General features: G+C 72.0%; 21 protein-coding genes. 12 read left to right on the forward strand and 9 right to left on the reverse strand.

Features of this window, described 5'->3' with window-relative positions; all coding sequences use genetic code 11:
* The first annotated feature begins 239 nt into the window (after positions 1–239).
* The 3 genes from ACFYOY_RS23405 (at position 240) to ACFYOY_RS23415 (ending at position 3463) form a co-directional block, all read left to right on the forward strand.
* The gene (locus ACFYOY_RS23405; protein ID WP_351896833.1) at positions 240–1403 is read left to right on the forward strand and encodes an acyl-CoA dehydrogenase family protein; all 1164 of its coding nucleotides are present in this window, start codon (positions 240–242) and stop codon (positions 1401–1403) included.
* Positions 1404–1411: 8 nt separating this feature from the next.
* Positions 1412–2416 carry an acyl-CoA dehydrogenase family protein gene (locus ACFYOY_RS23410; RefSeq protein ID WP_388589573.1) on the forward strand — a complete coding sequence of 335 codons (1005 nt, stop codon included), beginning with the start codon at positions 1412–1414 and terminating at the stop codon, positions 2414–2416.
* 465 nt (positions 2417–2881) lie between these two features.
* A complete protein-coding gene (locus ACFYOY_RS23415; RefSeq protein WP_351896839.1) occupies positions 2882–3463 on the forward strand; it encodes an ATP-binding protein in 582 nt (193 codons plus the stop codon).
* 309 nt (positions 3464–3772) lie between these two features.
* Here the strand turns inward: ACFYOY_RS23415 and ACFYOY_RS23420 are convergent, their stop codons facing one another.
* On the reverse strand, positions 3773–4699 hold the full coding sequence (locus ACFYOY_RS23420; RefSeq protein WP_388589283.1) for a cyclase family protein: 927 nt from the start codon (positions 4697–4699) through the stop codon (positions 3773–3775).
* Between the two features lie 110 nt (positions 4700–4809).
* On the opposite strand from ACFYOY_RS23420, the gene ACFYOY_RS23425 reads away from it, so the two are divergent.
* From ACFYOY_RS23425 to ACFYOY_RS23440, 4 genes are read left to right on the forward strand one after another with little or no spacing between them, the layout of a single operon-like run.
* Positions 4810–5721 carry an SDR family NAD(P)-dependent oxidoreductase gene (locus tag ACFYOY_RS23425; protein ID WP_388589286.1) on the forward strand — a complete coding sequence of 304 codons (912 nt, stop codon included), beginning with the start codon at positions 4810–4812 and terminating at the stop codon, positions 5719–5721.
* A 56-nt stretch (positions 5722–5777) separates the two neighbouring features.
* Positions 5778–7127 (forward strand): acyl-CoA dehydrogenase family protein, encoded by a 1350-nt coding sequence (locus ACFYOY_RS23430; RefSeq protein ID WP_388589289.1) that lies wholly within the window; start codon positions 5778–5780, stop codon positions 7125–7127.
* Positions 7124–8590 carry an aldehyde dehydrogenase family protein gene (locus ACFYOY_RS23435; RefSeq protein WP_351896863.1) on the forward strand — a complete coding sequence of 489 codons (1467 nt, stop codon included), beginning with the start codon at positions 7124–7126 and terminating at the stop codon, positions 8588–8590. Before ACFYOY_RS23430 ends, ACFYOY_RS23435 begins: the two co-directional genes overlap by 4 nt.
* A gap of 21 nt (positions 8591–8611) precedes the next feature.
* A complete protein-coding gene (locus ACFYOY_RS23440; RefSeq protein ID WP_351896870.1) occupies positions 8612–9661 on the forward strand; it encodes a Zn-dependent alcohol dehydrogenase in 1050 nt (349 codons plus the stop codon).
* 53 nt (positions 9662–9714) lie between these two features.
* On the opposite strand, the gene ACFYOY_RS23445 is transcribed toward ACFYOY_RS23440, so the two are convergent.
* Complete coding sequence (locus tag ACFYOY_RS23445; protein WP_351896875.1) at positions 9715–10737, reverse strand: helix-turn-helix domain-containing protein; 1023 nt, start codon at positions 10735–10737, stop codon at positions 9715–9717.
* A 112-nt stretch (positions 10738–10849) separates the two neighbouring features.
* Here ACFYOY_RS23445 and ACFYOY_RS23450 point away from each other — a divergent pair, with 112 nt between their 5' ends.
* On the forward strand, positions 10850–12184 hold the full coding sequence (locus ACFYOY_RS23450; RefSeq protein WP_388589293.1) for an MFS transporter: 1335 nt from the start codon (positions 10850–10852) through the stop codon (positions 12182–12184).
* 75 nt (positions 12185–12259) lie between these two features.
* On the opposite strand, the gene ACFYOY_RS23455 is transcribed toward ACFYOY_RS23450, so the two are convergent.
* The 4 genes from ACFYOY_RS23455 to ACFYOY_RS23470 form a co-directional block, all read right to left on the reverse strand.
* A complete protein-coding gene (locus ACFYOY_RS23455; RefSeq protein WP_388589296.1) occupies positions 12260–12895 on the reverse strand; it encodes a flavin reductase family protein in 636 nt (211 codons plus the stop codon).
* 82 nt (positions 12896–12977) lie between these two features.
* Positions 12978–13793 (reverse strand): enoyl-CoA hydratase-related protein, encoded by an 816-nt coding sequence (locus tag ACFYOY_RS23460; RefSeq protein WP_351896888.1) that lies wholly within the window; start codon positions 13791–13793, stop codon positions 12978–12980.
* Between the two features lie 16 nt (positions 13794–13809).
* The gene (locus ACFYOY_RS23465) at positions 13810–16059 is read right to left on the reverse strand and encodes an acetate--CoA ligase family protein (protein WP_351896893.1); all 2250 of its coding nucleotides are present in this window, start codon (positions 16057–16059) and stop codon (positions 13810–13812) included.
* A 264-nt stretch (positions 16060–16323) separates the two neighbouring features.
* Positions 16324–17478: an NAD(P)/FAD-dependent oxidoreductase gene (locus ACFYOY_RS23470; protein WP_351896896.1), complete on the reverse strand. Its 1155-nt coding sequence runs from the start codon at positions 17476–17478 to the stop codon at positions 16324–16326.
* 234 nt (positions 17479–17712) lie between these two features.
* On the opposite strand from ACFYOY_RS23470, the gene ACFYOY_RS23475 reads away from it, so the two are divergent.
* Both ACFYOY_RS23475 and ACFYOY_RS23480 read left to right on the forward strand, forming a co-directional pair.
* The gene (locus ACFYOY_RS23475; protein ID WP_351896902.1) at positions 17713–18165 is read left to right on the forward strand and encodes a DoxX family protein; all 453 of its coding nucleotides are present in this window, start codon (positions 17713–17715) and stop codon (positions 18163–18165) included.
* Positions 18147–18605, forward strand: a complete 459-nt coding sequence (locus ACFYOY_RS23480) for a Zn-ribbon domain-containing OB-fold protein (RefSeq protein WP_388589301.1) — start codon at positions 18147–18149, stop codon at positions 18603–18605. Before ACFYOY_RS23475 ends, ACFYOY_RS23480 begins: the two co-directional genes overlap by 19 nt.
* A gap of 129 nt (positions 18606–18734) precedes the next feature.
* On the opposite strand, the gene ACFYOY_RS23485 is transcribed toward ACFYOY_RS23480, so the two are convergent.
* Both ACFYOY_RS23485 and ACFYOY_RS23490 read right to left on the reverse strand, forming a co-directional pair.
* Positions 18735–19427: a pyridoxal 5'-phosphate synthase gene (locus tag ACFYOY_RS23485; RefSeq protein ID WP_351896912.1), complete on the reverse strand. Its 693-nt coding sequence runs from the start codon at positions 19425–19427 to the stop codon at positions 18735–18737.
* 127 nt (positions 19428–19554) lie between these two features.
* Positions 19555–20733 (reverse strand): acetyl-CoA acetyltransferase, encoded by a 1179-nt coding sequence (locus tag ACFYOY_RS23490; RefSeq protein ID WP_388589304.1) that lies wholly within the window; start codon positions 20731–20733, stop codon positions 19555–19557.
* A gap of 489 nt (positions 20734–21222) precedes the next feature.
* Between ACFYOY_RS23490 and ACFYOY_RS23495 the strand changes: the two genes are divergently transcribed.
* The gene (locus tag ACFYOY_RS23495; RefSeq protein ID WP_388589307.1) at positions 21223–22641 is read left to right on the forward strand and encodes an acyl-CoA dehydrogenase family protein; all 1419 of its coding nucleotides are present in this window, start codon (positions 21223–21225) and stop codon (positions 22639–22641) included.
* The gene (locus ACFYOY_RS23500) at positions 22641–23123 is read left to right on the forward strand and encodes a nitroreductase family deazaflavin-dependent oxidoreductase (RefSeq protein WP_351896933.1); all 483 of its coding nucleotides are present in this window, start codon (positions 22641–22643) and stop codon (positions 23121–23123) included. The genes ACFYOY_RS23495 and ACFYOY_RS23500 overlap by 1 nt, the downstream gene beginning before the upstream one ends.
* Positions 23124–23363: 240 nt before the next feature.
* Here the strand turns inward: ACFYOY_RS23500 and ACFYOY_RS23505 are convergent, their stop codons facing one another.
* Entirely contained in the window at positions 23364–24011 is a 648-nt protein-coding gene (locus tag ACFYOY_RS23505) for a TetR family transcriptional regulator (protein ID WP_078643001.1), read from the reverse strand.
* Positions 24012–24102: the final 91 nt, after the last annotated feature.

Raw genomic sequence — 24102 nt, forward strand, 5'->3', positions numbered from 1 at the left:
TCTTCCGGAACCGTTCGAGGCGAATCGCGTGATCGTGGCCCGGGAGCCCGGGAGCCCGGGAGCCCGGGAGCCCGGGAGCCCAGGAGCTGAACCGCGCGCCGACCCGGCCCGGCTGATAACTGACGAGCCATCAGATGATGCTGGAAGCGTAAGGCCGCGCGCCTTGTCGGTCCAGGGGGTGCGGACTAGCCTGCGGATGCCTTGTCTGACGAACCATCAGAAGAGGAGGTCGGCCACTGATGGATCTCGCCTTCACGGAGGACGAGGAGGACTTCCGGCACCGGCTGCGCGCCTGGCTCGCCGACGCCCTGCCCACGCTGCCGGACCGCCCGCATCCGGCCGACTGGCCCGGCCGCCGCGCCTATGACTGCGGCTGGCAGCGCATGCTCCACGACGCGGGCTACGCCGGGCTGCACTGGCCTGAGGACGCGGGCGGCCAGGGCGCGACGCCCACCCAGCATCTGATCTTCCTGGAGGAGACCGAGCGGGCCGGCGCGCCCTATGTGGGCGCGGGCTTCGTCGGACTGCTGCACGCGGGCCCCACCATCGCCGCCGAGGGTGCCCCCGAGCAGCGGGCCCGCTGGCTGCCGCCGATCCTGCGCGGGGACGAGGTGTGGTGCCAGGGGTTCTCCGAACCGGACGCCGGCTCCGACCTGGCGTCGCTGCGCACCCGGGCGGTACGGGACGGCGATGCGTATGTCGTCAGCGGAAGCAAGATCTGGACCTCGCACGCCGAGATCGCCGACTGGTGCGAGCTATTGGTGCGCACCGCACCGGTAAACGCCGACACGCCGAAGCATCGTGGCATCACCTGGCTTGCGATGCCGATGGACGCGCCCGGGGTGACCGTGCGGCCGCTGCGGACCCTGGCCGGAACGGCGGAGTTCGCCGAGGTGTTCCTGGACGAGGTACGGGTGCCGGTCACCCACCGGGTCGGGGAGGAGAACGACGGCTGGCGGGTGACCATGGTGACCCTCTCCTTCGAGCGCGGTACGGCCTTCGTGGGCGAAGTGGTCGCCTGCAGGCGGGTGCTGGAGGCGCTGGCCCGCACGGCGAAGGCCAACGGACGCTGGGACGACGCGGTGCTGCGGCGCCGGTTGGGGCGGCTCGCTGCGGAGTGCGCGGCGCTGTGGCGGCTCACCCAGTGGAATGTGAGCGAGGCGCAGCGCACCGGCGGGGTGCCGGGCGTCGGCGGCTCGGTCTTCAAACTGCGCTTCTCACAGGTGCGGCAGGAGCTGTACGAGGCGGCCGCCGAGGTGTTGGGGCCGGATGCGCTGGACGCCGGTCAGGAGTGGGTCGCGGACCGGCTCTCGTCGCTCTCGTACACGATCGCGGCGGGGACCTCGCAGATTCAGCGGAACATCGTGGCCGAGCGGATCCTCGGCCTGCCGAAGGGACGGTGAGCGGGGCCGTGGACTTCCAGCTCACGGACGACCAGCGGGCGCTGCGGGCGGGGATGCGCGAGCTGCTGGAGCGGCGCTTCCCGCGGACCCGGCTGCGGACGGCGGTGGACGGGGACGCGGAGCGGGGTGCGGAGTTGGACCGGGCGCTGTGGCGGGACCTGGGCGCGGCGGGGCTCTTCGCGCTGCGGGTGCCGGAGTCGGCGGGCGGGGTGGGGCTGGGGCTGCCGGAGGTGGTGCTGGCCTTCGAGGAGGCGGGCCGGGCGCTGTTGCCGGGGCCGCTGGCCGCGACGGAACTGGCGGCGGGGCTTTCGGGGGCTTTGGCGGCGGGTGCTGTTCAGGGCGAGACGGTGGTGACGGCGCTGGACGAGGAGGGGGCGGGTGCGCCGGTGGAGCATCTGGCCTCCGCCGACGCGGTGCTGGCGCTGAGGTCGGCGGCGGTCGAGCTGATTCCGGCGGCGGAGGTGGCGCGTGCGGCGGAGCCGATACGGTCCGTTGACCCGGCCACCCCGCTGCACCGGACGGCGCCGATCCGAACCCGGCAGGACCAGGCGGGGCCGGGCCGTTCGGGGATCGCCGCCCGGCTGCGCCGCGAGGCGGCGCTGCTGACCGCGGCACAACAGCTGGGCAGCGCCTCCCGAACGGTCGAACTCGCGGTGGACCACGCCAAGCGGCGCACCCAGTTCGGCCGGCCGATCGGCGCCTTCCAGGCCGTACAGCATCTGTGCGCCCAGATGCTGGTACGCGCGGAATCATCCAGAAGTGTGGTGTATGCGGCGGCGGTCACGGAAGACCCGGGTGACATCGCGGCCGCCAAGCTGCTCGCCGATGAGGCCGCTGTCCACAATGCCCGCGATTGTCTACAAGTTCATGGCGGGATGGGCTTCACCTGGGAGGCGGATGTCCATCTGCATCTCAAGCGGGCCTGGGTGCGGGCAGGTCAGTGGCAGTGCGCGGCGGCGGCGGAGGAGGAACTCGCGGCCGGGCTCGTGTCGACCGTTGAAACATGTTTGTAGCCGAGCTCGATGGATACGCCTGAATTGTTGGGATGTCGCATTCTCTGGGGAGATCCCCAGAGCGTCTGAGGTGACCGAGCGTTGATACCAGGTTGTTTCCTAGGCGTGACTCGTCACAGGGGGGAGTCGGGCCCGGGCTCGGGTACTCTCCGTGGGGTGCGAGCGCTTATGGGGTGCAAGAAGCCCGGCGTTGCCCATGGGGCGATTCCGGGCATGCCGACGTGCCCCGCTCGCACGGGGTATGCGACGCCTGAGCTTCGGTGTTCGAGTCCTCAAGACGCGTGTCGCACAGTATGCCCCACGCATACTCCTTGGCGCTGGAATATGACCGAAGCGCTTGTTGGGGTGACTGTACGTCAACCATGCTGTCGCGCAAGTCTCCCAGCGGTAGCTGGGGGAGCGTCACGGTCCGTGACCTCTTGGAGGTACAAGGCGATGTGTGTGCCGGTTCGGATGGTGTGAGCAGTGCAGGTGCTTCAGGCGCAGATGGAGGTCCGGCCCGATCCGGCGGAGGTGAGCCGTGCCCGTAGGTGGGCCCGTTCGCGGCTCGTCGGATCAGGGATCGGAGCCGACGAGCCGCTCGCTGAGACGTTGATTCTGCTCATTTCCGAACTCGTCACCAATGCTGTGGTGCACACCGGCTGTCCCGCCGTGCTGCGGATGCTCTTCCCTGCCCAGTCGATGGGCGGCGGGGGTGGCGGGAACGGGAACGGGAACGGCGGCGGTGTCGGCGGGGGCGGGGCCCCAGGGTCGTTCGTGAGCCGGGGCGCGGGTCTGGGAACGGTCCGGGTCGAGGTCGCCGACGTCAGCGACCGCGCGCCGCGCCAGCGCTGCGCCGATGAGGAGGACACTCATGGGCGCGGTCTGGAGCTGGTCGACGGTCTCGCCGACCGGTGGGGCTGGCAGCCGGAGGGCTCCGGCAAGCGGATCTGGTGTGAAATCGACCGCGCGAAGGGCGAGGAGCCGCTTTCCAAGAGGCGAGCGGCCTCTCATGTGCCGTCACACATGGGGCGAACCAGACAAAGTCCAGACCAGGTGTTGACGTGACGTGTTCGGTTGATCACTCTAGGATCAGCGATTCGTCGCGAGGGGACGCCGAGGGTTGTGGTGTCTCTGTGAGCCCTGTGTTCACGGTGACGTTCCTTGGCGAGTGCGGGTCGCGCCCCCGCTGCTGAACCAGGGCTCAGCGTCGGGAGCCGGGTGGCGGTGCGCGGTGCCGTGCTCGGGGCGCGCATGAGCGCACCGCCGCCCGAGAAGATCGACCCGCCATCCCCTTCTGGGCCCGACGCGCACCCCCGGTGTGCGCGTTGGAGACGCCAGGGCGTCGGCGGGGCCAGGGTGCCAGGGGGATGGGTGTCAGAGGATCGCCACGGGGGCGACGGGCGCGCCCGTGCCGCCGACGAACGGCTCGGGCGGGGCTGACAGCAGAAAGACGTAGCGCCCTTCCTCGGCGCAGGCGTCGGAGAGTCCCTCCAGATTCCAGTTCTGGCCCTGGAGCATGCCCATCTCGACCAGATCGAGGGCGTGGACCGGCATCCAGAGGTCCTCGATCTCCGGTGGGAAGACCTCGAAGGTCAAGGTGTCGTTGGCGACCGCCGCCACGTCACGGGCGTGGAACCACTCCGGTGTGCGCAGGGAGAGGCCCGGTGAGGGGTAGGCGTATGTCTCCTTCCCGCCCGCCAGATACCGCTGGATCTGCCCGGTGCGGACGAGGACGATATCGCCGGTGCGCACCGTCGTCCCGGCCAGCTCCTCGGCGGCGTCAAGGTCTTCGGGGGTGACCGCATGCCCCTCGGGTAGCCGCTCGGCGCCCCGGGCGCGCGCCACATCGAGGAGCACCCCGCGCGAGACGAGGGGTCCTGCCTTCTCGATACCGCTGAAGGCGGCGCGGTCATGGGGGGTGATGGAGTCGGCGGGGCGGCCGTTGTAGATCCTGCCGGAGTGCGAGACATGGGCCAGCCCGTCCCAGTGGGTACCGGCCTGGAGCCCCATCGTCACGGCGTCGTCGCTGGTCGCAACGGTGCCGGGGCCGAACATCTCGAAGTTGACCGCGATCATCGTATGGAGCGGATTGATCCGCCCGGGGATCATTCCGGTCTGGATGCCGTCCTGCCGCAGCGGCACCGCGAGCGGGATGCGACGGCCGGTCCGTATCGTCGCGGCGGCCTCCCGGACCACGGCATCGGTGATCAGGTTGAGCGTGCCGATCTCGTCCGCCGACCCCCAGCGGCCCCAGTTGTTGACGCGCTTGGCGATCTCGTGGAACTCGGCTGGCAGCGGCATGGCATCTCCTTCGTCGTTCCCGGTCGACGTTTGTGCGCGAGGGCTTGTACTCGGGCCGCGTCTGCTCAAAAATCTAACGGACCGTCAGAAACTCCGGGAGGGGATGCGGCGTGGGCAACTTCTTGGACGGCAAGGTGGTCGCCGTCACCGGGGCCGGACGAGGTATCGGACGAGCGGTGGCCCTCGCCTGCGCGGCCGAAGGCGCACAGGTCATCGTCAACGACTACGGGGTCTCGATCGAGGGCGGCGAACCGAGCAGCGAGGTCGCCGAGGCCGTAGTCAAGGAGATCGTGGCTTCGGGCGGTGAGGCGGCCGCGGTCGCCGACGACGTCTCGACCATGGCCGGTGGCCAGCGGATCGTGGACACCGCGCTCGACCAGTACGGACGGCTGGACGGGGTCGTCTGCGTCGCCGGCATCCTGCGCGAGCGAATGCTCTTCAACATGTCCGAGGAGGAGTGGGACCCGGTCGTCGCCACTCATCTCAAGGGCACCTTCACGGTCTTCAGGGCGGCGTCAGCGGTGATGCGCCGCCAGCGCTCCGGCACCCTGATCGGCTTCACCAGCGGCAACCACCAGGGCAGCGTCGCCCAGGCCAACTACGCCTCCGCCAAGGGCGGGATCATCTCCCTGGTGCGCAGCGCCGCGCTGGGGCTGCACAAGTACGGCGTCACGGCGAACTGCGTCGCACCGGTCGCCCGCACCCGGATGTCCGCCAACGTGCCAATGGAGCTCAAAGAGATCGGCGAGCCGGAGGACGTGGCTGCCCTGGTCATCTATCTGCTGAGCGAACGCGCCCGCGCGGAGCGGATCACCGGCCAGGTCTATACGATCGCGGGCCCCAAGATCGCGGTCTGGGCCCAGCCCCGTGAGCTGCGCGCCGGATACGCCGAGGGCGCCTGGACCCCGGAGAAGATCGCCGACTTCCTCCCGGGCACGGTCGGCACCGACCCCATGCCGATGCTGGCCCAGCTGGAGGCCATGGCCCAGGCGGCCGCCACCGGCCAACGCCCCAACGCCTGACCGCGACAACGGCAGGGCTTGCCGGGAACACCGCAGCGCCGACGAGGGGAGAGGCCGTGGACTTCGCTTTCGGACCGGAGGACGAGCGGTTCCGCGCCGAGGCGCGCGACTGGCTGGCCGAGCACTTCACCGGACCGTTCGCCGCCCTCAAGCAGGAGCCGGGCGGCCACCCGGGCGAGGGGCGCGGCGACATGTCCGCCCGCCGCGCCTGGGAGCGCGAGCTCGGCACGGGCGGCTGGATCGGCCTGGGCTGGGACCGTACGGACGGGGCGTACGGCAACCGTGCGGCGACGCTGACACAACAGGTCGTCTGGGCCGAGGAGTACGCCCGCGCCGGGGCGCCCGGCCGACTGGGCCATATCGGCGAGAACCTCCTTGCGCCCACCCTGCTCGCCCACGGTGACTCCGCACAGCGCGCCCGCTTTCTGCCGCCCATCGCCCGTGCTGAGGAGCTGTGGTGCCAGGGCTACAGCGAACCCGACGCAGGCTCGGACCTCGCGGGGTTGCGGACCCGCGCCGTCCGCGACCCGGGCGAGGGCACCTATCGCATCACCGGGCAGAAGATCTGGACCTCCCTCGCCCACGAAGCCGACTGGTGCTTTGTGCTGGCGCGCACCGAGGAGGGCTCACAACGCCATCATGGACTCTCCTTTCTGCTGGTGCCGATGGACCAGCCGGGACGGATCGAGGTGCGGCCGATCCGGCAGCTGACCGGGACCGCGGAGTTCAACGAGGTGTTCTTCGACGGGGCCGTGGCCCGCGCCGAACACCTCGTCGGCGGCGCGGGCCACGGCTGGCGCGTGGCCATGAGCCTGCTCGCGGTGGAGCGCGGGGTCTCCACCCTGGTCCAGCAGATCGGCTTCGCCCAGGAGCTGAGCCGGGTGGTGCGGCTGGCGCTGGAGACCGGCGCCGCAGAGGAGCCCGTCCTGCGTGACCGGCTCATACGGCAGTGGGCCGAGCTCAAGGCCATGCGCTGGAACGCCCTGCGCACCCTGGGCGCCGCACAGAACCCCACCCCGATCCCCGCCCGGGACCGGGCCCCGAACGACGCCCGGGACCCCGCCTCGCGGAAGGGTGCCGCCCATGACCTCCCCCCGGGGAGCGCGGATCCCCAGGCCCCCGGCCCACGCGATCCCGGACCACAGGACCCCGGCGCGCCCAGCGTCGCCAAGCTGCTGTGGGGCGGCTGGCACCAGCGGCTCGGCGAGCTGGCCGTGCAGGTGAGAGGCGCCGCGGCCGCACTCGGCCCGGCGCGCTGGACCGCCGGCCGGCCGTACGAACTCGACGCCTTCCAGCGTCTCTTCCTCTTCTCCCGCGCCGACACCATCTACGGCGGCTCGGACGAGATCCAGCGCACCATCATCGCCGAGCGCGTACTTCACCTCCCCAAGGAATCACGCCGATGACGAAGACCTATGCGCACTGGATCGGCGGCTCGTGGCGGGATCCCGGGAACGGGCACTACCCCGTCATCAACCCCGCCACGGAGGAGACCGTCGGCCATGCCCCCGAGGCCGACCCGGCCGACGTGGACGCCGCCGTCCGGGCCGCCCGCGCCGCGTACGACGGCTGGTCGCGCACCGCCCCCCGGGAGCGCGCCGCCGTACTCGACAGGGCCGCCGATCTGCTCGCCGAGCACACCCCGGACCTGGTGCCCCTCGTCCAGGCGGAGACCGGGGCGACGCTGCGCGTCACCTCCTCCCTCCAGGTGCCCCCGGCGATCGACCGCTTCCGCCGCTACGCGCGCGGCGCCCTCGAACCGGACACCGTGCCGCTCGCCCCGCTGCCCATGGCCGCCACCCCGCTGGCGCCCGGCGGGCTGATCGGAGCGGCAGCGGTCCGCCGTCCTCTCGGTGTCGTCGGCTGTATCACCTCCTACAACTTCCCTCTCACGAATCTCGCGGGCAAGCTCGCCCCGGCCCTGGCCATGGGCAATACGGTCGTGGCCAAACCCGCACCGCAGGACCCGCTGTGCTGTCTGGAACTCGGCCCCCTGCTCAAGGAGGCCGGGCTCCCGGACGGTGCCTTCAATGTCGTCACCGGCTCGCGCGCGGCCGCCGGCGAGGCGCTGGTCGCGCACCCCGGTGTCGACATGGTCAGCTTCACCGGATCCACCGCCGTGGGTAAGAAGATCGCCGAATCCGCGGGGAGGTCGATGAAGCGCACCCTGATGGAACTGGGGGGCAAGGGCGCGGCCATCGTCCTGGGGGACGCCGACGAGCGAGCGATCGCGTCGGCGGTCGGGGCGGTCGGTTCGACCTTCTCCTTTCACAGCGGGCAGATCTGCACGGCGCCGACCCGTGTGCTCGTCCATCGATCGCTGTACGAGAAGGTCATCGCCGCACTCACACACTACGCAGAGTCACTGAAGATCGGGGACCCTGTGGATAACTCCACGATCGTCGGCCCGTTGATCTCCGCCGCGCAGCGCGATCGCGTCGAGGCGTATGTCTCCGGCGCCCGTGAGCAGGGCGCCCGGATCGTCGTGGGCGGCGAACGCCCCGCCCGCAAGCCCGGCTTCTACGTCGCCCCCACCCTCATCGCCGACGCCGACCCCGCGATGACCGTCGCGCGGGAGGAGCTGTTCGGACCGGTCGTCGTGGCCCTGCCCTTCGACGACGAGGACGAGGCGGTGCGGATCGCCGACGCCACCCCCTACGGCCTCTACGACTACGTCTTCAGCGCCGACGCGGGCCGCGCCTGGACCCTCGCCGCCCGTCTGCGCAGCGGAAACGTCGGCATCAACACCGCCCAGCGCCACCCCGAGACGCCGTTCGGCGGGTTCAAGGAAAGCGGAGTCGGCCGCGACGGCGGCTCGTTCGGCCTGCACGCGTACAGCGAACTCCAGTCGCTGGTATGGGTCTCCTGAGGCACCGGAAGGGTGATGAGGATGAGAGGCGTCATCTTCGACGGTACGGCGCCGCGCGTGGTCGAGGACCTGGAGGTGCGCGACCCCGGCCCCGGCGAGGTGCTGGTGCGCATCACCGCCGCCGGGCTGTGCCACAGCGATCTGTCGGTCATCGACGGCACCATTCCCTTCCCCCTCCCCGTCGTCCTCGGCCACGAGGGCGCGGGCGTGGTCGAGGAGATCGGGCCGGGCGTCACCCATGTCGCTCCCGGCGATCATGTGGCGCTGTCCACCCTCGCCAACTGCGGGACCTGCGCCGACTGTGCACGGGGCCGCCCCACCATGTGCCGCGCGGCGATCGGCCGGCCGACCCGGCCCTTCCGCCGCGGCGACGAGCGGCTGTACAACTTCGCCTCGAACTCCGCCTTCGCCGAGCGCACCCTCGTCACCGCCGTCCAGGTGGTGCGGATCCCCGAGGAGATCCCGCTCGTCTCCGCCGCCCTCATCGGCTGTGCCGTCCTGACCGGCGTCGGCGCCGTGCTCAACCGCGCCAAGGTGGGCCGCGGTGAGTCGGTCGTCGTCATCGGCAGCGGCGGCATCGGGCTCAATGTGCTGCAAGGGGCCCGGATCGCCGGGGCGTTCCCCGTCGTCGCCGTCGACTCCAACCCCGCCAAGGAGCCGCTGGCCCGGCGCTTCGGCGCGACCCACTTCGTGCCCTCCGCCGACGCCGTACGGGAGCTCCTGCCGACCGGCGCGGACCACGCCTTCGAATGCGTCGGCTCGACCCGGCTCATCCGTCAGGCCGTCGATCTGCTCGACCGGCACGGCCAGGCGGTGCTGCTGGGCGTGCCGCCCGCCGACGCCGAGGCGGCCTTCCGCGTCTCCTCCATGTATCTGGACAAGTCCATCCTGGGCTGCCGCTACGGCTCCTCACGGCCGCAAGCCGATATCGCCCTGTACGCCGACCTCTACCGGCAAGGGTTGCTGCTGCTGGACGAACTGGTCAGCAGAATCTACCCGTTGGAGGACTTCGCCAAGGCCGCCGACGACGCCCACCACGGCCGGGTGGCGCGCGCCGTGCTCACCTTCTGACGGGCTCCGGCCTGCCTACGGTCCGCGTCCCGCCCGCCTCCGGCCCGCCTCGGTCACCGTACGGTTTCGCGGACATCGGCCTCGGCGGCCGCGCGGAAGGTCCGGCGGTAGGCGGTCGGGCTGACGCCCACGGCCGCCTGGAAGTGCTGGCGCAGGGACGCGGGGGAGCCGAAACCCGCCTCGCGCGCCACCTGGTCCACCGACAGGTCGGTGTCCTCCAGGAGATGACGGGACCGCTCCACCCGCTGCCGGGTCAGCCACTGCCCCGGGCTGACGCCGACTTCCTCGCGGAAGCGGCGGGTGAACGTCCGCACACTCATCGACTCCTGGGCGGCCAGCTCCCTCAGCGAGATGGGCCGGTCCAGCCGGCCGAGCGCCCAGGCGCGCGCCGTCGTCGTGGTGGCCTGCTGGGGTTCGGGCAGCGGGCGCGGGATGTACTGGGCCTGGCCGCCGTCGCGATGGGGAGGCACCAGACTGTGCCGGGCGATGTCGTTGGCGACGGCCGTGCCGTGGTCGCGTCGCACCAGATGCAGACACAGGTCGATCCCCGAGGCGACACCGGCCGAGGTGAGCACATCGCCGTCGTCCACGAACAGCACATTCGGATCGACCTTGATCGTCGGGAAGAGCCGCTGGAATTGGTCGACGCTGGCCCAATGGGTGGTGGCCGGGCGGCCGTCGAGAAGACCCGCGGCGGCGAGCACGAACGAGCCGGTGCAGATGGACACCCAGCGTGCGCCCGGCCTGGCATGGGCGAGCGCGGCGCCGAGCGGCTCGGTCATCCGGCCCTCCTCGCGGACCGGGCCGAGTGCGTACGAGGCGGGCACCAAGATGGTGTCGGCCTCGGCGAGGGCCTCCGGGCCGAGCTCCACGGTGATCGGGAAGTCGGCGTCCGTGGGCACCAGACCGGGCTTGACGGTGCAGGTGACCACCTCGTACAGCCGCCGGCCGTCGGCGGAGCGGGCCTTACCGAAGATCCGGTACGGAATGCCCAGCTCGAAGGGGATCACACCGGGGAGGGCGAGGACGACAACGCGATGGCGCCCGTTGGCGTTACCGGGCGGGGATTGGGGCACTTCCGGCCTCCCGTCGTTCGGACATGGCCCCGAAAGGGGTGTGGCCCGATCCTAGCGAATACTGTCCCACGGGCCACTCGCTCGTAGGGAACCGCTGCTCAATGCTGGTCCGGTGACGCAGACAACCGAACTTTCCGGAGCACCCGAACAGGACGAGCAGCCCTGCCGGCCTCCACGAGGGGCCCTCCCACGCCTTCCGCACCGCGCCTGGTCGGTCGCCGCCGTCGCCTTCGTGACGATCATCGGCGCCGCCGGATTCGCCTCCCTGCCCGGTCTGCTCATCGATCCGCTCCACGACGAGTTCGGCTGGTCGCGCGGCACGATCGGGTTCGCGGTCTCCGTCAACCTCGCCCTCTACGGGCTCACCGCACCCTTCGCCGCCGCTCTGATGGATCGCTTCGGCATCCGTAAGGTCATCGCGGCCGCGCTCGCCGTCATCGCGACCGGTGGCGGCCTTACGGTCTTCATGACCGAGCCCTGGCAGCTCATCCTCTGCTGGGGTGTGCTGGTCGGCCTCGGCAGTGGCTCCATGGCGCTGGCCTTCGCCGCGACCGTGACCAACCGGTGGTTCGTCGCCCGACGCGGTCTGGTCACCGGCATCCTCACGGCAGGCGGGGCCTCCGGGCAGCTGATCTTTCTGCCGCTGCTCTCCTGGATCGTCGAACGGCACGAGTGGCGGCCCGCCGCGCTGACGGTCGCGATCGCCGCGCTGGCGATCATCCCCCTCGTCTGGCTGCTGCTGCGCGACTACCCCTCGGATGTGGGCCTCGCCCCGTACGGCGCCGACGGGCCGCCCACCCCGCCGCCCGCACCCCGGCGCGGTGCCGCCCGGCGGGCCGTCAAGGCCCTCACCTCGGCCTCGCGCACCGGCACCTTCTGGCTGCTCGCGGGCACCTTCGCGATCTGCGGCGCCTCGACGAACGGCCTCGTCAAGACCCACTTCGTGCCCGCCGCGCACGACCACGGCATGCCGGTGACGGCCGCCGCGAGCCTGCTCGCCGTCATCGGCGTCTTCGACATCATCGGAACGGTGGCCTCCGGCTGGTTCACCGACCGCTTCGACGCGCGACGGCTGCTGGCCATGTACTACGCGCTGCGGGGGCTCTCCTTGATGTTCCTGCCGATCCTGCTGGACGACGCGGTACATCCGCCGATGATCTTCTTCATCGTCTTCTACGGTCTCGACTGGGTCGCCACCGTGCCGCCGACGATGGCGCTGTGCCGGGAGCAGTACGGGGAGGACAGCGCGATCGTCTTCGGCTGGGTGCTCGCCTCCCACCAGGTGGGAGCCGGGATCGTGGCCTTCGTGGGCGGTATGGCGCGGGACGCCTTCGGCTCGTACGACCTGGTCTGGTACGGCGCGGGGGCGCTGTGCGCGATCGCCGCGCTGATGTCGCTGGTGATCCGGCGCGGCCCGAACGCGCAGGCCACGGCGGCGACGGTCTAGGGGTCGCGTGGTCTTGGGGAGGATGCGCGGGCCTTACGGAAGGCCGCGCGGCGCCTTACGGGAGGCCGCGCGGGCTTACGGAAGCGCCGTGAACTCCCCGAAGGAGCCGCGGTGGAAGAGCAGCGGCCCCGATCGCGCCGCGGACTCGTCCGTTCCCAGGGCCCGGACGCGGCCCACCACGACCAGATGGTCGCCGCCCGTGTGCACGGCGTGGACCGCGCAGTCGATCCACGCCGGGACGTCCGCGAGACGCGGTGAGCCGGTGACGGGGGCCGGTTCGTAGCGGACACCCGCGAATTTGTCGGGGCGCCGGGAGCCGCTGACCGCGAAGGCGCGGCACAGCTCGCCGTGGTGGGCGCCCAGGACATTGACGCAGAAGACGCCCGCGCGGGCGATGCGCGGCCAGGTCGTGGAGGTGCGGGCGACCATGAAGGCGACCAGCGGCGGGTCCAGGGACAGCGAGGCGAAGGACTGGCAGGCGAAGCCGGTCGGGCCGGTCCCGTCGACGGTGGCGATGACGGTGACCCCGCTCGCGAAATGGCCCAGCACGCGGCGGAATTCGGCGGGGTCGACCGGGGGCCGCTCATCGTCGCGCACACAGCGCAGCTCCGGCGGGGGCAGCGGGTCGACCGGTCGTACGGCGGCGGTCGGCGAGCCTCCCGCCCGGAGGTAGCGGACGGCGGTGGCGGCCATACCGGCGTGTCCCATCATGGCCCGTCCCCCTTTCTTGGCTTGCCCGACGGCTTTCCTGGCTTTCGTGGGTTTTCTTGGCTTGTGTGACGGCGTGGGTCTCTCAGCGGCCTCGGTACACGGCGGGCCGGCGCTCGATGAACGCGTTCACGCCCTCCTGAGCGTCGGCCGTGGTCATGTTGGTCTCCTGCGCCGCAGCCTCGGCGGCGAACGCGGCCGGGCGGCCGGACTCCAGGGAGGCGTTCACCAGTGCCTTGGTGAGGGCGAGGGCGCGGGTCGGGCCGGCCGCGAGGCGCTCGGCCCAGGCGCGTGCGGTCTTGGCCAGTTCGTCGTCCGGGACAACCCGGTTGACCAGGCCCAGCCGCTCGGCCTCCGCGGCGGGCAGCGCGTCGCCGAAGAACATCAGCTCCTTCGCGCGCTGCGGGCCGGTCAGCCGGGGCAGGAGATACGCACCGCCCCCGTCGGGGACCAGACCGCGGCGGATGAACACCTCGATGAAGACGGCCGATTCGGCGGCCAGCACCAGATCGCAGGCGAGGGCGAGATGGGCGCCGAGCCCGGCCGCCGTGCCGTTGACGGCGGCGATCACCGGCTTCTCGCAGTCGAGGACGGCGGCGATGAGCCGCTGCGCTCCGCCGCGGATCAGCCGGGCGACATCGCCCGCCACGCGTTCCGCCGCGGCCGGTGCGCCGCGCAGATCCGCTCCCGCGCAGAAGCCCTTGCCGGTGGCGGTCAGCACGACGGCCCGGACGGCCGGGTCCGCGGAGGCGTGGTCGAGCAGCGAAATCAGGTGTTCTCGCTGGTCGGGGGTGATGGCGTTCATCGAGGCGGGGCGGTTGAGCGTGATCCACGAGACGCCGTTGTCAGTGGTGTGCCGTAGAACGGAGTCAAGCGCTTCTTCGGGGGAGGGAGAGGTCATGGGAACGCTCCATCGGTCAGCGGCAGATCGCCAGCGCGTCCAGTGCCACGGCGCCTTGGCCGCGTTCCAGCACCATCAGCGGATTGACGTCGAGTTCGGCGAGGTGGTCCCCGAGTTCCAGGGCCATGCGCTGGACCCGCAGCACGACCTCCACGAGCGCGTCCACATCGGCCGGGGGAGCGCCGCGCACACCGTCGAGGAGGGCGCGGCCGCGCAGTTCGGCGAGCATCGCGCGCGCCTGGTCCTCGCCGAACGGGGGGACGCGTACGGCGGCGTCACGGAACACCTCGACGAGCACACCCCCTATACCCACGGTCACGGTCGGGCCGAAGAGGGTGTCGTGGCTCATGCCGACGACCATTTCCACCCCGCGCTGGACCATCTGGCAGACCAGCACCCCGTCCAGTTCGACGCCTTCGCAGCGGGCGATGTCGGTGAGCTCCCGATAGGTGTCGCGGACCTGGCTGGCCGAGGTCAGCCCCAGCCGGACCAGCCCCAGCTCGGTCTTGTGGGCGAGCTGCGGCGCGGATGCCTTCATGACGACGGGGTAGCCCACGAGCCCGGCGGCGCGGACGGCCGCGGCGGCGCTGGTCACCAGCTGCTCGCGCGGCACCCGGATGCCGTACGCCCGCAGCAGCTGTTTCGCCGCGTGCTCGCTCAGGCGGCCTCCTGGGCGCAGCAGATCGCGCACCTTGCGCAGGGACGGGGACGGGGTGCGCGGGGCGTCGTCGAAGGGCGAGCGGTACGCGGCGGTGAAGCGGTGGTGCCCCAGATAGGCGCGCACGGCGGTGATGCAGTTGGCGAACGTGCGGAAGGTGGCCACGCGCGAGGAGCCCAGCAGGGTGGTGCGGTAGGCGTCCTCGGTGCCGACCGGCGAGCCCCACACCACGCACACCAGCTTGTCCGTCTGCTCCGCCGCCTCCACCAGATCCTGCGCCAGCTTGTCGCTCATGGGCGGAAAGGGGCCGGTGATCGGGCAGATCAGCACGCCCACGGCGGGATCGGCCAGGATCGCGTCGATGATCTTGCGGCCGCGCCAGTCGCCGACCGGGTGACCGCCGTTGTCGACCGGGTTGGCGACGCTGAGATCGCCGGGTATCCACTGGTGGAGCTCGGCCTGCTTCTCGGTGGAGAGGGTGGGCAGGGTGAGGCCCGCCGCGGTGGCGAGGTCGGAGAAGTGGGCCCCGGTGCCCCCGGAGATCGAATACACCACGACGCCCTCGGCGAGCGGCGGGCGGGCGCGGGCGAGCAGCGCCGCCGTGTCCTGCAGCTCGTCCAGGCCGTCCACGCGGATCACGCCGAACTGCCGCATGGCCGCGTCCACCACCGCGTCCGAGCCGGTCAGCTTGCCGGTGTGGGAGGCGGCCGTGCGGGCGCCGGTCTCGGTGCGGCCGACCTTCACGGCGACGACGGGCACCTTGGCGCGGGCGGCCCGGTCGGCGGCGAGGAGGAAGCTGCGGCCGTCCTTCAGCCCCTCCGCGTACAGGGCGATGGCGCCGACCTCGGGCCGGGTGGCGAAGTAGGAGATGAAGTCGGCGGTCTCCAGATCCGCCTCATTGCCGGTCGGGGCCCAGTGGCTGAGCCGGATGCCGAGTTCCTGGAGGGTGAAGACCGGGCGGCCCTGGTGGCCTGACTGGGTGATGAGGGCGATGGCGGGCCCGTCGAGGTCGTCGCGGAACTTCTCGAAGGCGTTGAGGTTGGTATTGGGGCCGAGCAGCCGCAGCCCGGCGCCGCGGGCCGCGGCGGCCAGCCGGACCTGCGCGGCGGCGCCCTCGGGGCCGGTCTCGGCGAAGCCGGAGGCGAAGGCGACGGCGAACTTCACCTTGCTCCCGTCGAGTTCCTCGATGATCGGGAGCGGGTCACGGACGAGGAGGACGGCGAGGTCGACGGGTTCGGGCAGTGCGGCCACGGACGGTACGCACGGAATGCCGAAGACGGCGGGACGGGAGGGATGCACGGGGTGCAGCCGGGCGCCGACGCGTTCGGCCCAGGCCAGGAGCTGGCGGGTGATACCGGTGTTGGGACGGCCGTCCGCGTCGGAGGCGCCGATGAGGGCCACCGACTCGGGATGGAAGAAGCGGTCCAGATCGGGGACGGCGGAGTGCAGCGGGCGCCCGCTGACGTCCACGTCGTCCGCGCCTTCGGCCGTCCCGCCCGCCGCCTCCCTGCTGGAGACGTGCACGGCGGGGCCGGGGGCCCGCCCGCAGGCGACGGCGCGGGCATGACGGGAGTTGGTGGTCAGGGTGCCGTAGGTCGATCCAAGCATCGGTATCCGCCACTCCTGCTCGTTGGCCAATAACCGGGCAGGTGACCGGGTGGTTCGGCGGCAAAACTGACGCCAAGTCACATTACCCAGTAGTCAGGTTACTGAACTGACGGCCTGTCAGGAATGCTCGGGGCGCGGGGAACACGCAGGGTGACGGTGGGGGCGGCGGGATTCGGGCCTGGCCGCGCGCCCCGGGTTGCGGTGCGTGGTGTCGCGTTCGTGCCGCTGCCTGTGCCTGTGTTGGTGGTCTCGCCTGCTCGGCGGTCACGCCGTCGTGTGGGCCACCGTCTTGGCGATCTTCCGGGCGTCGATGGCCAGCTCGCGCAGCATCCCGCTGATCGGGTTCGTGTAGCCCGTGAAGTGCAGTCCCGGGGCGGACTTCAGAGTCCGCCGGCCGTGGGGGAGGGGGCGGCCACGGTCGTCGAGCACGCCCAGATGGCCGACCAGCTCCTCGAGGCCACGCCGGTAGCCGGTCGCGGCGATCACCACTTCGGGGCTGATCCGCGAGCCGTCGGCGAGGATCACCTTGTCCAGGTCGAAGGAGTCGACCGCCGAGACCACCTCCACCCGCCCCGTCCGGACCGCGTCGACCAGCCCCACGTCCTGGACCGGGATCGCGCCCTCCCGTACGCGGCTGTAGAGCCCGGTGTCGGGCCAGGGCAGACCGTGCTCGGTCAGGTCCGGCATGCTCAGCCGGCACATCGCCCGTGCCGCCCGGTCCACCGCGCGCCGCGGCAGCCTGCGCACCAGGATGCCGGTCGCCTGCGCGGGCCAGCCGGCCGTCGAGCGGCGCAGGATGTGCGGCACGGTGCGAACCGCCAGCCGCACCCGGGCCGCGCCGCCCTCGACCAGGTCGACCGCGATCTCCGCGCCCGTGTTGCCGACGCCGACCACGAGCACGTCGCGGCCCTCGAAGGGGCGGGCGTTGCGGTAGTGGGCGGCGTGCAGCAGCTCACCGGTGTAGGCGGTGCGGCCCGGCCAGTCCGGCACCCGTGGGGTGTGGTTGAAGCCCGTCGCGACGACGGCCACGGGCGAGGACAGCGCACGCCCGCCCGTGGCGCGCAGTACCCACTCCGTGTTGTCGGGCGACCGGTCGATGCGGGAGACCTCGACCCCCGTGACGATCTCCAGCCGGTGGTGCTCGGTGTAGCGCTCCAGGTAGCGCACCACGTCGTCGCGCCCGACCCAGCGCCCGTAGGACCGGGGGATCGGCAGCCCGGGGAGCGCGGACAGCCGGCGCGTGGTGTGCAGATGCAGCCGGTCGTAGTGGTTCCGCCATGACGCGGCGACCGCCTCGGACTTCTCCAGCACGACTGCGCGGATCCCGCGGTGGCTGAGCGCGGCAGCGGCGGCGAGTCCGCCCGGTCCACCGCCGATCACATAAACGGGTGAGGACTTCTCGGGGGAGCTGTCGGCCATGCGGGTGAGCGTAGCCGGGTATTTGACGGGTTTCGGTCAAAGCGATCCGGTCAAAGTGATTCCGAATGGATTGCGGACAGGTCACGGCCGGTCTGCCGGTCGCTGCTGCGGCGTCCCGTCGGTCCGGTGACCCGCCGGTCCCTGTTCCGCTGGTGCGACCCCTTGCGTGGGTCGCGCTCGGTCCGTGAAACTGACGTACCGTCAGATTCGCTGGGACGGGAGAGGTGGGGAACGATGCGGACGATCGGGCTCAGCGGGGCCGAATGGCTCGCCGTACTGCGCATCGGACTCGGCCTGTGGTGGCTCGAGAGCTGGCGGCACAAGAACAAGAAGGACTGGTTCGAGCGCGGCACCGGTATCGGCTGGGCGGTGGGCGTGGCCGACAAGCACCGCTGGGCGTTCGTCCGCAGCGGCTTCGGCGCGGTGGTCACACCCCGTCCCAAGGTCATGGCGTACGTCGTCGTCTACGCCGAACTCGCCCTCGGCCTCGGCCTGACGCTCGGCTTTCTGACCCCCATCGCCCTGGCCGGCGCGATCGTGCTCAATCTGCTCTATTTCCTGCTGATGATCCACGACTGGGCGGAGCAGGGGCAGAACTCGATGATGGTGCTGATCTCCGTGGTCGGGCTCTTCGGCATGTGCTGGCAGACCTGGTCGCTGGACGAGGCATGGGGGCTGTTCCTGTGAGCCCGGCGCCGCCCGCGGGCGCCCCGCGCTTCGACCTGCCCGAGATCGACGCCTTCACCCGCCCCTACTGGGACGCCGCGGCCGAGGGCCGACTGCTGATCCGGAGGTGCGCCGACTGCGGCCGGGCTCACCACTACCCGCGCGAATTCTGCCCGCACTGCTGGAGCGAGGACGTCACCTGGGAGGAGGCGAGCGGCGCCGCGACGCTCTACACATGGTCCGTGGTGCACCGCAATGACCTGCCGCCGTTCGGCGCCCGCGTCCCCTACACGGCCGCCGTCGTCGACCTCGCCGAGGGACCGCGGATGATGACCGAACTCATCGAGGCCCCGGCGAGCGGCCCGCGTGTCGGGATGCGGCTCCGGGTGGCGTTCCGGGCCGCCGATGCCGCCGAAGGGGACGCCCCTGCCGTTCCCGTCTTCCGGCCGCTGCTCACCTAGTCGCCCGCCGAGCGCATCGCGTCACGGCGTCGCCGCCTTACGGCCGCACTGTTCGACGGTGCACGCCTTACGGTCGCGTTCGCCTTCTCGTCGCACCCTTACGGTCGCCGCCATACGGCCGCACCGCCCCTATGGCCACAGCAGCTCCCGCCGCCAGCCGCCGCGCTCACCGGGGTCGCGGCGGTAGCGGAGCCGTACGTGCCGCCGCCGCGCCTCCTCCTGGTAGAACTCGACCTCGTCCGCCTCCAGGACGTACAGGGTCCAGGTGGGGGCGGTCGCGTCCGGTTCGCGTTCGGCCCGCTCGTACGCCGCCTCGGAGGCCCGTAGCAGCTCCTCGTACGAGCCGAGCACCTCGCTCTGGCGCCCGCTCCCGGCCAGCGCCGCCGCGAGCGCCGCGGGGGACCGGCCGCGAAGATCGGCCGCGCTCTCCTCCGGCCCGGCCTCGCCGACCCGCCCGCTGACGCGCACCTGACGGCCCGCCCGCATCCAGTGGAACGCGAGCGAGGCGTATGGGTTCTCAGCCAGTTCCCGGCCCTTACGGCTGGTGCGATGGGTGCCGAAGTGCCAGCCGCGCTCATCGGCGTCGTGCAGCGTCACCGTGCGCTGGGACGGGCGGCGGTCGGCGTCCGCGGTGGCCAAGGTCATGGTGTGCGGGCCGGGTTCCCCCGCCTCGGCGGCCTCCCGCAGCCACCGCCGGAAAAGCGGAAGCGGTGCGCCCGGGGCCGTGTCCGGGTCGAAGACCGGCAGATCGTCCGCATGGGGTACGCGCAGGCCGCGCAGCACTGCGCGGAATGCCTCGGCCTCATTCTGGTCATCGCTCATCGGCTCCCCATCCGATCACCCGCGACGGGCCGGGGCAAGCGGGGGCGTACGTACGGCCGGGGCGGGCCGAACCGGGACCGGCGCGGGCCCAGCAGTCATCCGGTCCCAGCCCCCGCGCGGGCCCCGGTCAGCCGCGGCCCAGGACGACCGTGCCCGCTGAGCAGAACCAGCCCCCCGTGCCCGACGCCACGGCCAGCTCCGGCAGCCGTCCGCCCGTCTTGCGCACCTGCCGCTCCCCGGCCTCGCCGCGCAGCTGCCGTACCGCCTCGACCAGCAGGAACAGCCCGCGCATCCCCGGGTGGCAGGCGGAGAGGCCGCCACCGTCGGTGTTGGTCGGCAGCTCGCCGTCCCGCGTCAGCCGCCCCTTCGCCGCGAACGCCCCGCCCTCGCCCTTGGCGCAGAAGCCCAGGTCCTCGAGGGTCACCAGGGTCATATAGGTGAAGGCGTCATAGAGCTCGGCCACATCGATATCCGAGGGCCGGACGCCCGCCCGTGCGAAGGCCGCCCGCCCCGAGGCCGCGGCCGGGGAGACCGTGAAGTCCTCCCATTCGGACATGGTGGTGTGCGAGACGGCCGTGCCCGAACCCAGCACCCACACCGGGGGTTTCACCGTGTCCGGTACGTACTCCTCGGCCGCGAGCAGCACCGCGCAGCCGCCGTCCGAGCGGATGCAGCAGTGCAGTTTGGTGAAGGGGTCGGCGATCATCGGGCCGCTCAGGACGTCATCGACCGTGATCGGTTCGCGAAACATCGCGTCCGGATTGTGCCCGGCATTGATACGCGCCTGAACGGCGATGTCCGCCAGCTGTTCGAGGGTGGTGCCGTACTGATGCATATGGCGGCGCGCGGCCATCGCGTACTTGGCGACCAGCGTATGCCCGTACGGAACCTCGAACTGCAGCGGTCCGCGCGCCCCGAAGGAGAGGTTCGCGGTGCGGCGGCCCGCGCGGATATCGGCGCGGGCGGTGGAGCCGTAGACGAGCAGGACGGCGCGGGCGTGCCCGGCGGCGATCGCGTCCGCCGCGTGCGCCGCCATGACCTCCCAGGTGGAGCCGCCGACGGCCGTCGAGTCGGTCCAGGTCGGCCGCAGCCCCAGATACTCGGCCACCTCGACCGGCGCAAGGGTGCCGAACCCCGCCGAGGCGAAGCCGTCGACGACCGACCGGTCCAGACCGGAGTCGGCGAGGGCCCGGCGGGCGGCCTGGGCGTGGAGGGCGTAGGGGGTGGCCGTGTCGACGCGGCCGCAGTCGGAGAGGGAGACGCCGACGACGGCGACCTTACGGGCGCGCTGCGCTGCGGGCGACATGAACCTGACGGTACATCAGATGAGCGGGAGGGGAAGAGGGCGTGGAAAGGGGGGTGGACGGGGGTGCTGCGCGCGAGCGTGCCGGGGAAGGGGGGTGGTCCGGACGCTCTCCCGTATGGCCGTGCTCGCGCCTCGAACACAAGCCCCGTCCGGACCACGCGTGAGGCGCCCGATTACTGCAGGAACTGCCCCACGCAAGCGGCGATCGCCACCAGAAGGCTCAGCACTCCAATGATGACCTGCCACTTGTCAGGGCCGGTCCATCGGTCGTCGCTCGTCTCCTGCGTGCTCCGATCGTCCATCACCCCTCCTCGCTCCTCCGAGGGGCCCCGGAGGACAGGGCCACCGCCGGTCTGCGCTCCGGCGGAGCCAGTGGGGAGGAACGTGGTGAGGTGCCGGCAGTTTAGCCATGGAGGAGGGCGGAGGGGTGGGAAAGTCCGGAGCCCGTCTCTAGTATGACGGCCCGTCAGAAAACGGAGGTGCTCGCCGATGGACGCCGCGTTCACCGAAGAACAGGACGAGATCCGCCGTACGCTGCGCACACTCCTGCGGGAGCGGTGCGGGCCGGACGAGGTCAAGGCGGCGGTCCGTACCGCGCCCGGCTACGACGAGGCCCTGTGGCGGCAGCTCGCCCGGACGCTCGGGCTGCCGGGCCTGGCCCTTCCGTCGGCGTACGGGGGCGTCGGCTGCGGAGTCACCGAGCTGGCGCTGGCCTGTGAGGAGACGGGGCGCGTACTGCTGCCCTCGCCTCTCCTGGCCACCGCCGTGTTCGCCGCGCCCCTGGTCGCCGCGGTGGGGACGGAGGCGCAGCGCGCCGAGCTGCTGCCGCGTATCGCGGAGGGCGCCCTCACGGCGGCGCTCGCGGTGCCGGGGCGCGCGCTGCCGGAGGCGCTCGGGCTCGTGGGAGCGCGGGACGGCGCGTGGGCCGGTGGGGGGCGCGCGGGGGGTGTCCAGGCGCGTCCGGACAGCGACGGCGGTGCGGGGTGGCGGCTGTACGGGCAGGTGGAGCAGGTGCCGGGTGGGCACAGCGCCGAACTGCTGCTGGTCGCCGCCCGCGCCGGGGGCTATACGCGTGGGCGGACACTGCTGTTCCTCGTCCCGGCGGACGCGGACGGACTGGTCCGCACCCGGTTGACCGCGCTCGATGCGACGCGCCCGCAGGCCCGCATCGAGCTGCGGAACGTACCGGCCGAGCTGCTGGGGGTGGATGGCGGCGGGAGCAGGAGCGGGAGCGGGGACGGGGTGGCGGAGGCGCTGGCGGCAGTGGGAACGGCGGCCGCGGCCGTGCTCGCCGCCGAGGCCGTGGGGGCAGCGGACGCGGCCCTCGCCCGGACGGTCGATTATGTACGGGCGCGTGAGCAGTTCGGCCGCCCGATCGGCTCGTTCCAGGCGGTCAAACACCGGCTGGCGGATGTGTACGTCGCGGTTCAGGCGGCCCGTTCGGCGGCCTACTACGCCGCTTGGGCCGCCGCCCAGGACGGCGCGGAGGGCGCGGTCGCGGCCCAGGGTGGTGCGGAGGACCCGGACACGGCCTCTGGTGGCGCGGAAGGCACGGACGTCGCGGTCGCGGGCGGGCTCGCGCTCGCGCAGGCGCTGGAGGCGCAGCGCATGGCGGCGGCAGAGGCGGTGCAGCTGCACGGCGGCATCGGCTTCACCTGGGAGCATGAGGCGCATCTCTACTTCAAGCGGGCCGCCTCCGACGAGCTGCTCTTCGGCCCCGTCCACCGGCTGCGGGCCCGGGCCGCGGAACGGGAAGGACTCTTCGGTGCGGCCGACCGCGCTCCTTACGGCGGCCATGGCGAGCGCGGGGGGAACGGTACCCACGGCGGGCATAGTCGGCGCGATGGGCCTGACAGGCGCGATGGGCGTGATGGGCGTGACGGGCCGCGGAAGGCGGTGACGGTCTGATGGCCGGTTACGGCGTGAAGCTGGTCCGGAAGGTGTCCTCGACCCGCGCCTTCGCCAAGGTCGCGCCCCATGTCATCCCCGCCTTCGACCGCACCGTCCACCGGCTGACCCGCGGCAAGGTGCTGCCGAGCGCGCGGATGCTGCCCGGCGTGATCCTTACCGCGCGCGGCGCGAGGTCGGGGCTTCCCCGCCGTACGCCGCTGGCCTGCATGCCGGAGGACGGCGGCACCTGGCTCCTGATCGGCAGCAACTTCGGCCGTCCGGGCCATCCGGCGTGGACGGCGAACCTCCTGAAGCACCCGGAAGCGGAGATCAGCTGGCGGGGCCGGGACATCGCCGTCCGGGCACGGCTGCTGGAGGGCGCCGAGCGCGAGGCGGCCTGGGCGGCGGCCCTCGCCTTCTGGCCGCCGTACGCGAGCTATCAGTCGCGGGTGGAGCGCGAGATCCGCCTCTTCCGCCTCCAGCGCGCCGAGGAGCGCTGAGCCGGTCCGTCGCCCGCCGGCCGGGCCCCGGCCCTCCCCGGCCCTCCCCGGCGACCTCAGGCCCTCCCCGGCGACCCCATGGCCGGTGGCGGCCGCGGTGGGGGGCAAAAAGGCCGCGGCGGATCACTCGGGAGTGATCCGCCGCGGCGTGACAGGACGTGCGGGCTCGGCCGGGCGGTCGGCGTGGAGAGGCCGGCAGGGAGAGGCCGAGGGTAGGGGCAGGGGAAGGGTGCGGATTCGTTACTTCGGCGGTTTGCGCCCGGTGACGCCGAGGTGGACGAGCCAGGTCAGGCTCGGCCTGAGGTCGGCCTGCTTGACGCCCCAGCTCTGGAAGCCCTTCTGATGCGCCGCGACCGCGGCCAGCATCGCGACCAGCGAGCCTGCGATGGCCCCGGGGTTGAGGTCCTCGTCGATCCGGCCCTTGGCCTGCTGTTCCTTGACGGCGTCCGTAAGGGAGTTGGTGACGGAATTGAGGATCTTCATGCGGATCTTGTAGAACCGCTTGTCGCCCTCGGCGGCGCCCAGGTCGACCACCCTCAGGATGGCGTCGTGTTTGCGCCAGAAGGAGAGGAACCCTTCGACCAGGTCCTCCGACGCCGCCGCGCCGGACTTGCCCGCCCATGAGCGGTCGGCGACCAGATCGGTCAGGTTCGCACCCTCCTTCGCCATCTCCTCGGCGAGCTCGAGGACCGCGCCCTCCACGTCGGGGAAGTACTGGTAGAACGTCGCAGGCGAGGTCCCTGCCTTACGTGCGACATCGATGACCTTGACGTCTCGATACGGGGATGTGCTGAGCATCTCGCCGAGGCAGTCGAGCAGCTTCTGCCGCGTCGCCTGCCCGCGACGACCGGCCACCCGCCCGTCGACTGTGCGTACTTGTCCTGTCATGCCGTCAGCTTACCGAGGGGTGATCGGAGCGCGATTCGGCTGCGTGCAAATGGGGTTAGGGCGGGATGAGAGGGTTTGTGAGCCTCGCCGA

This window comes from Streptomyces sp. NPDC007875, assembly GCF_042868035.1.
Classification (GTDB): Bacteria; Actinomycetota; Actinomycetes; order Streptomycetales; family Streptomycetaceae; genus Streptomyces; species Streptomyces antimycoticus.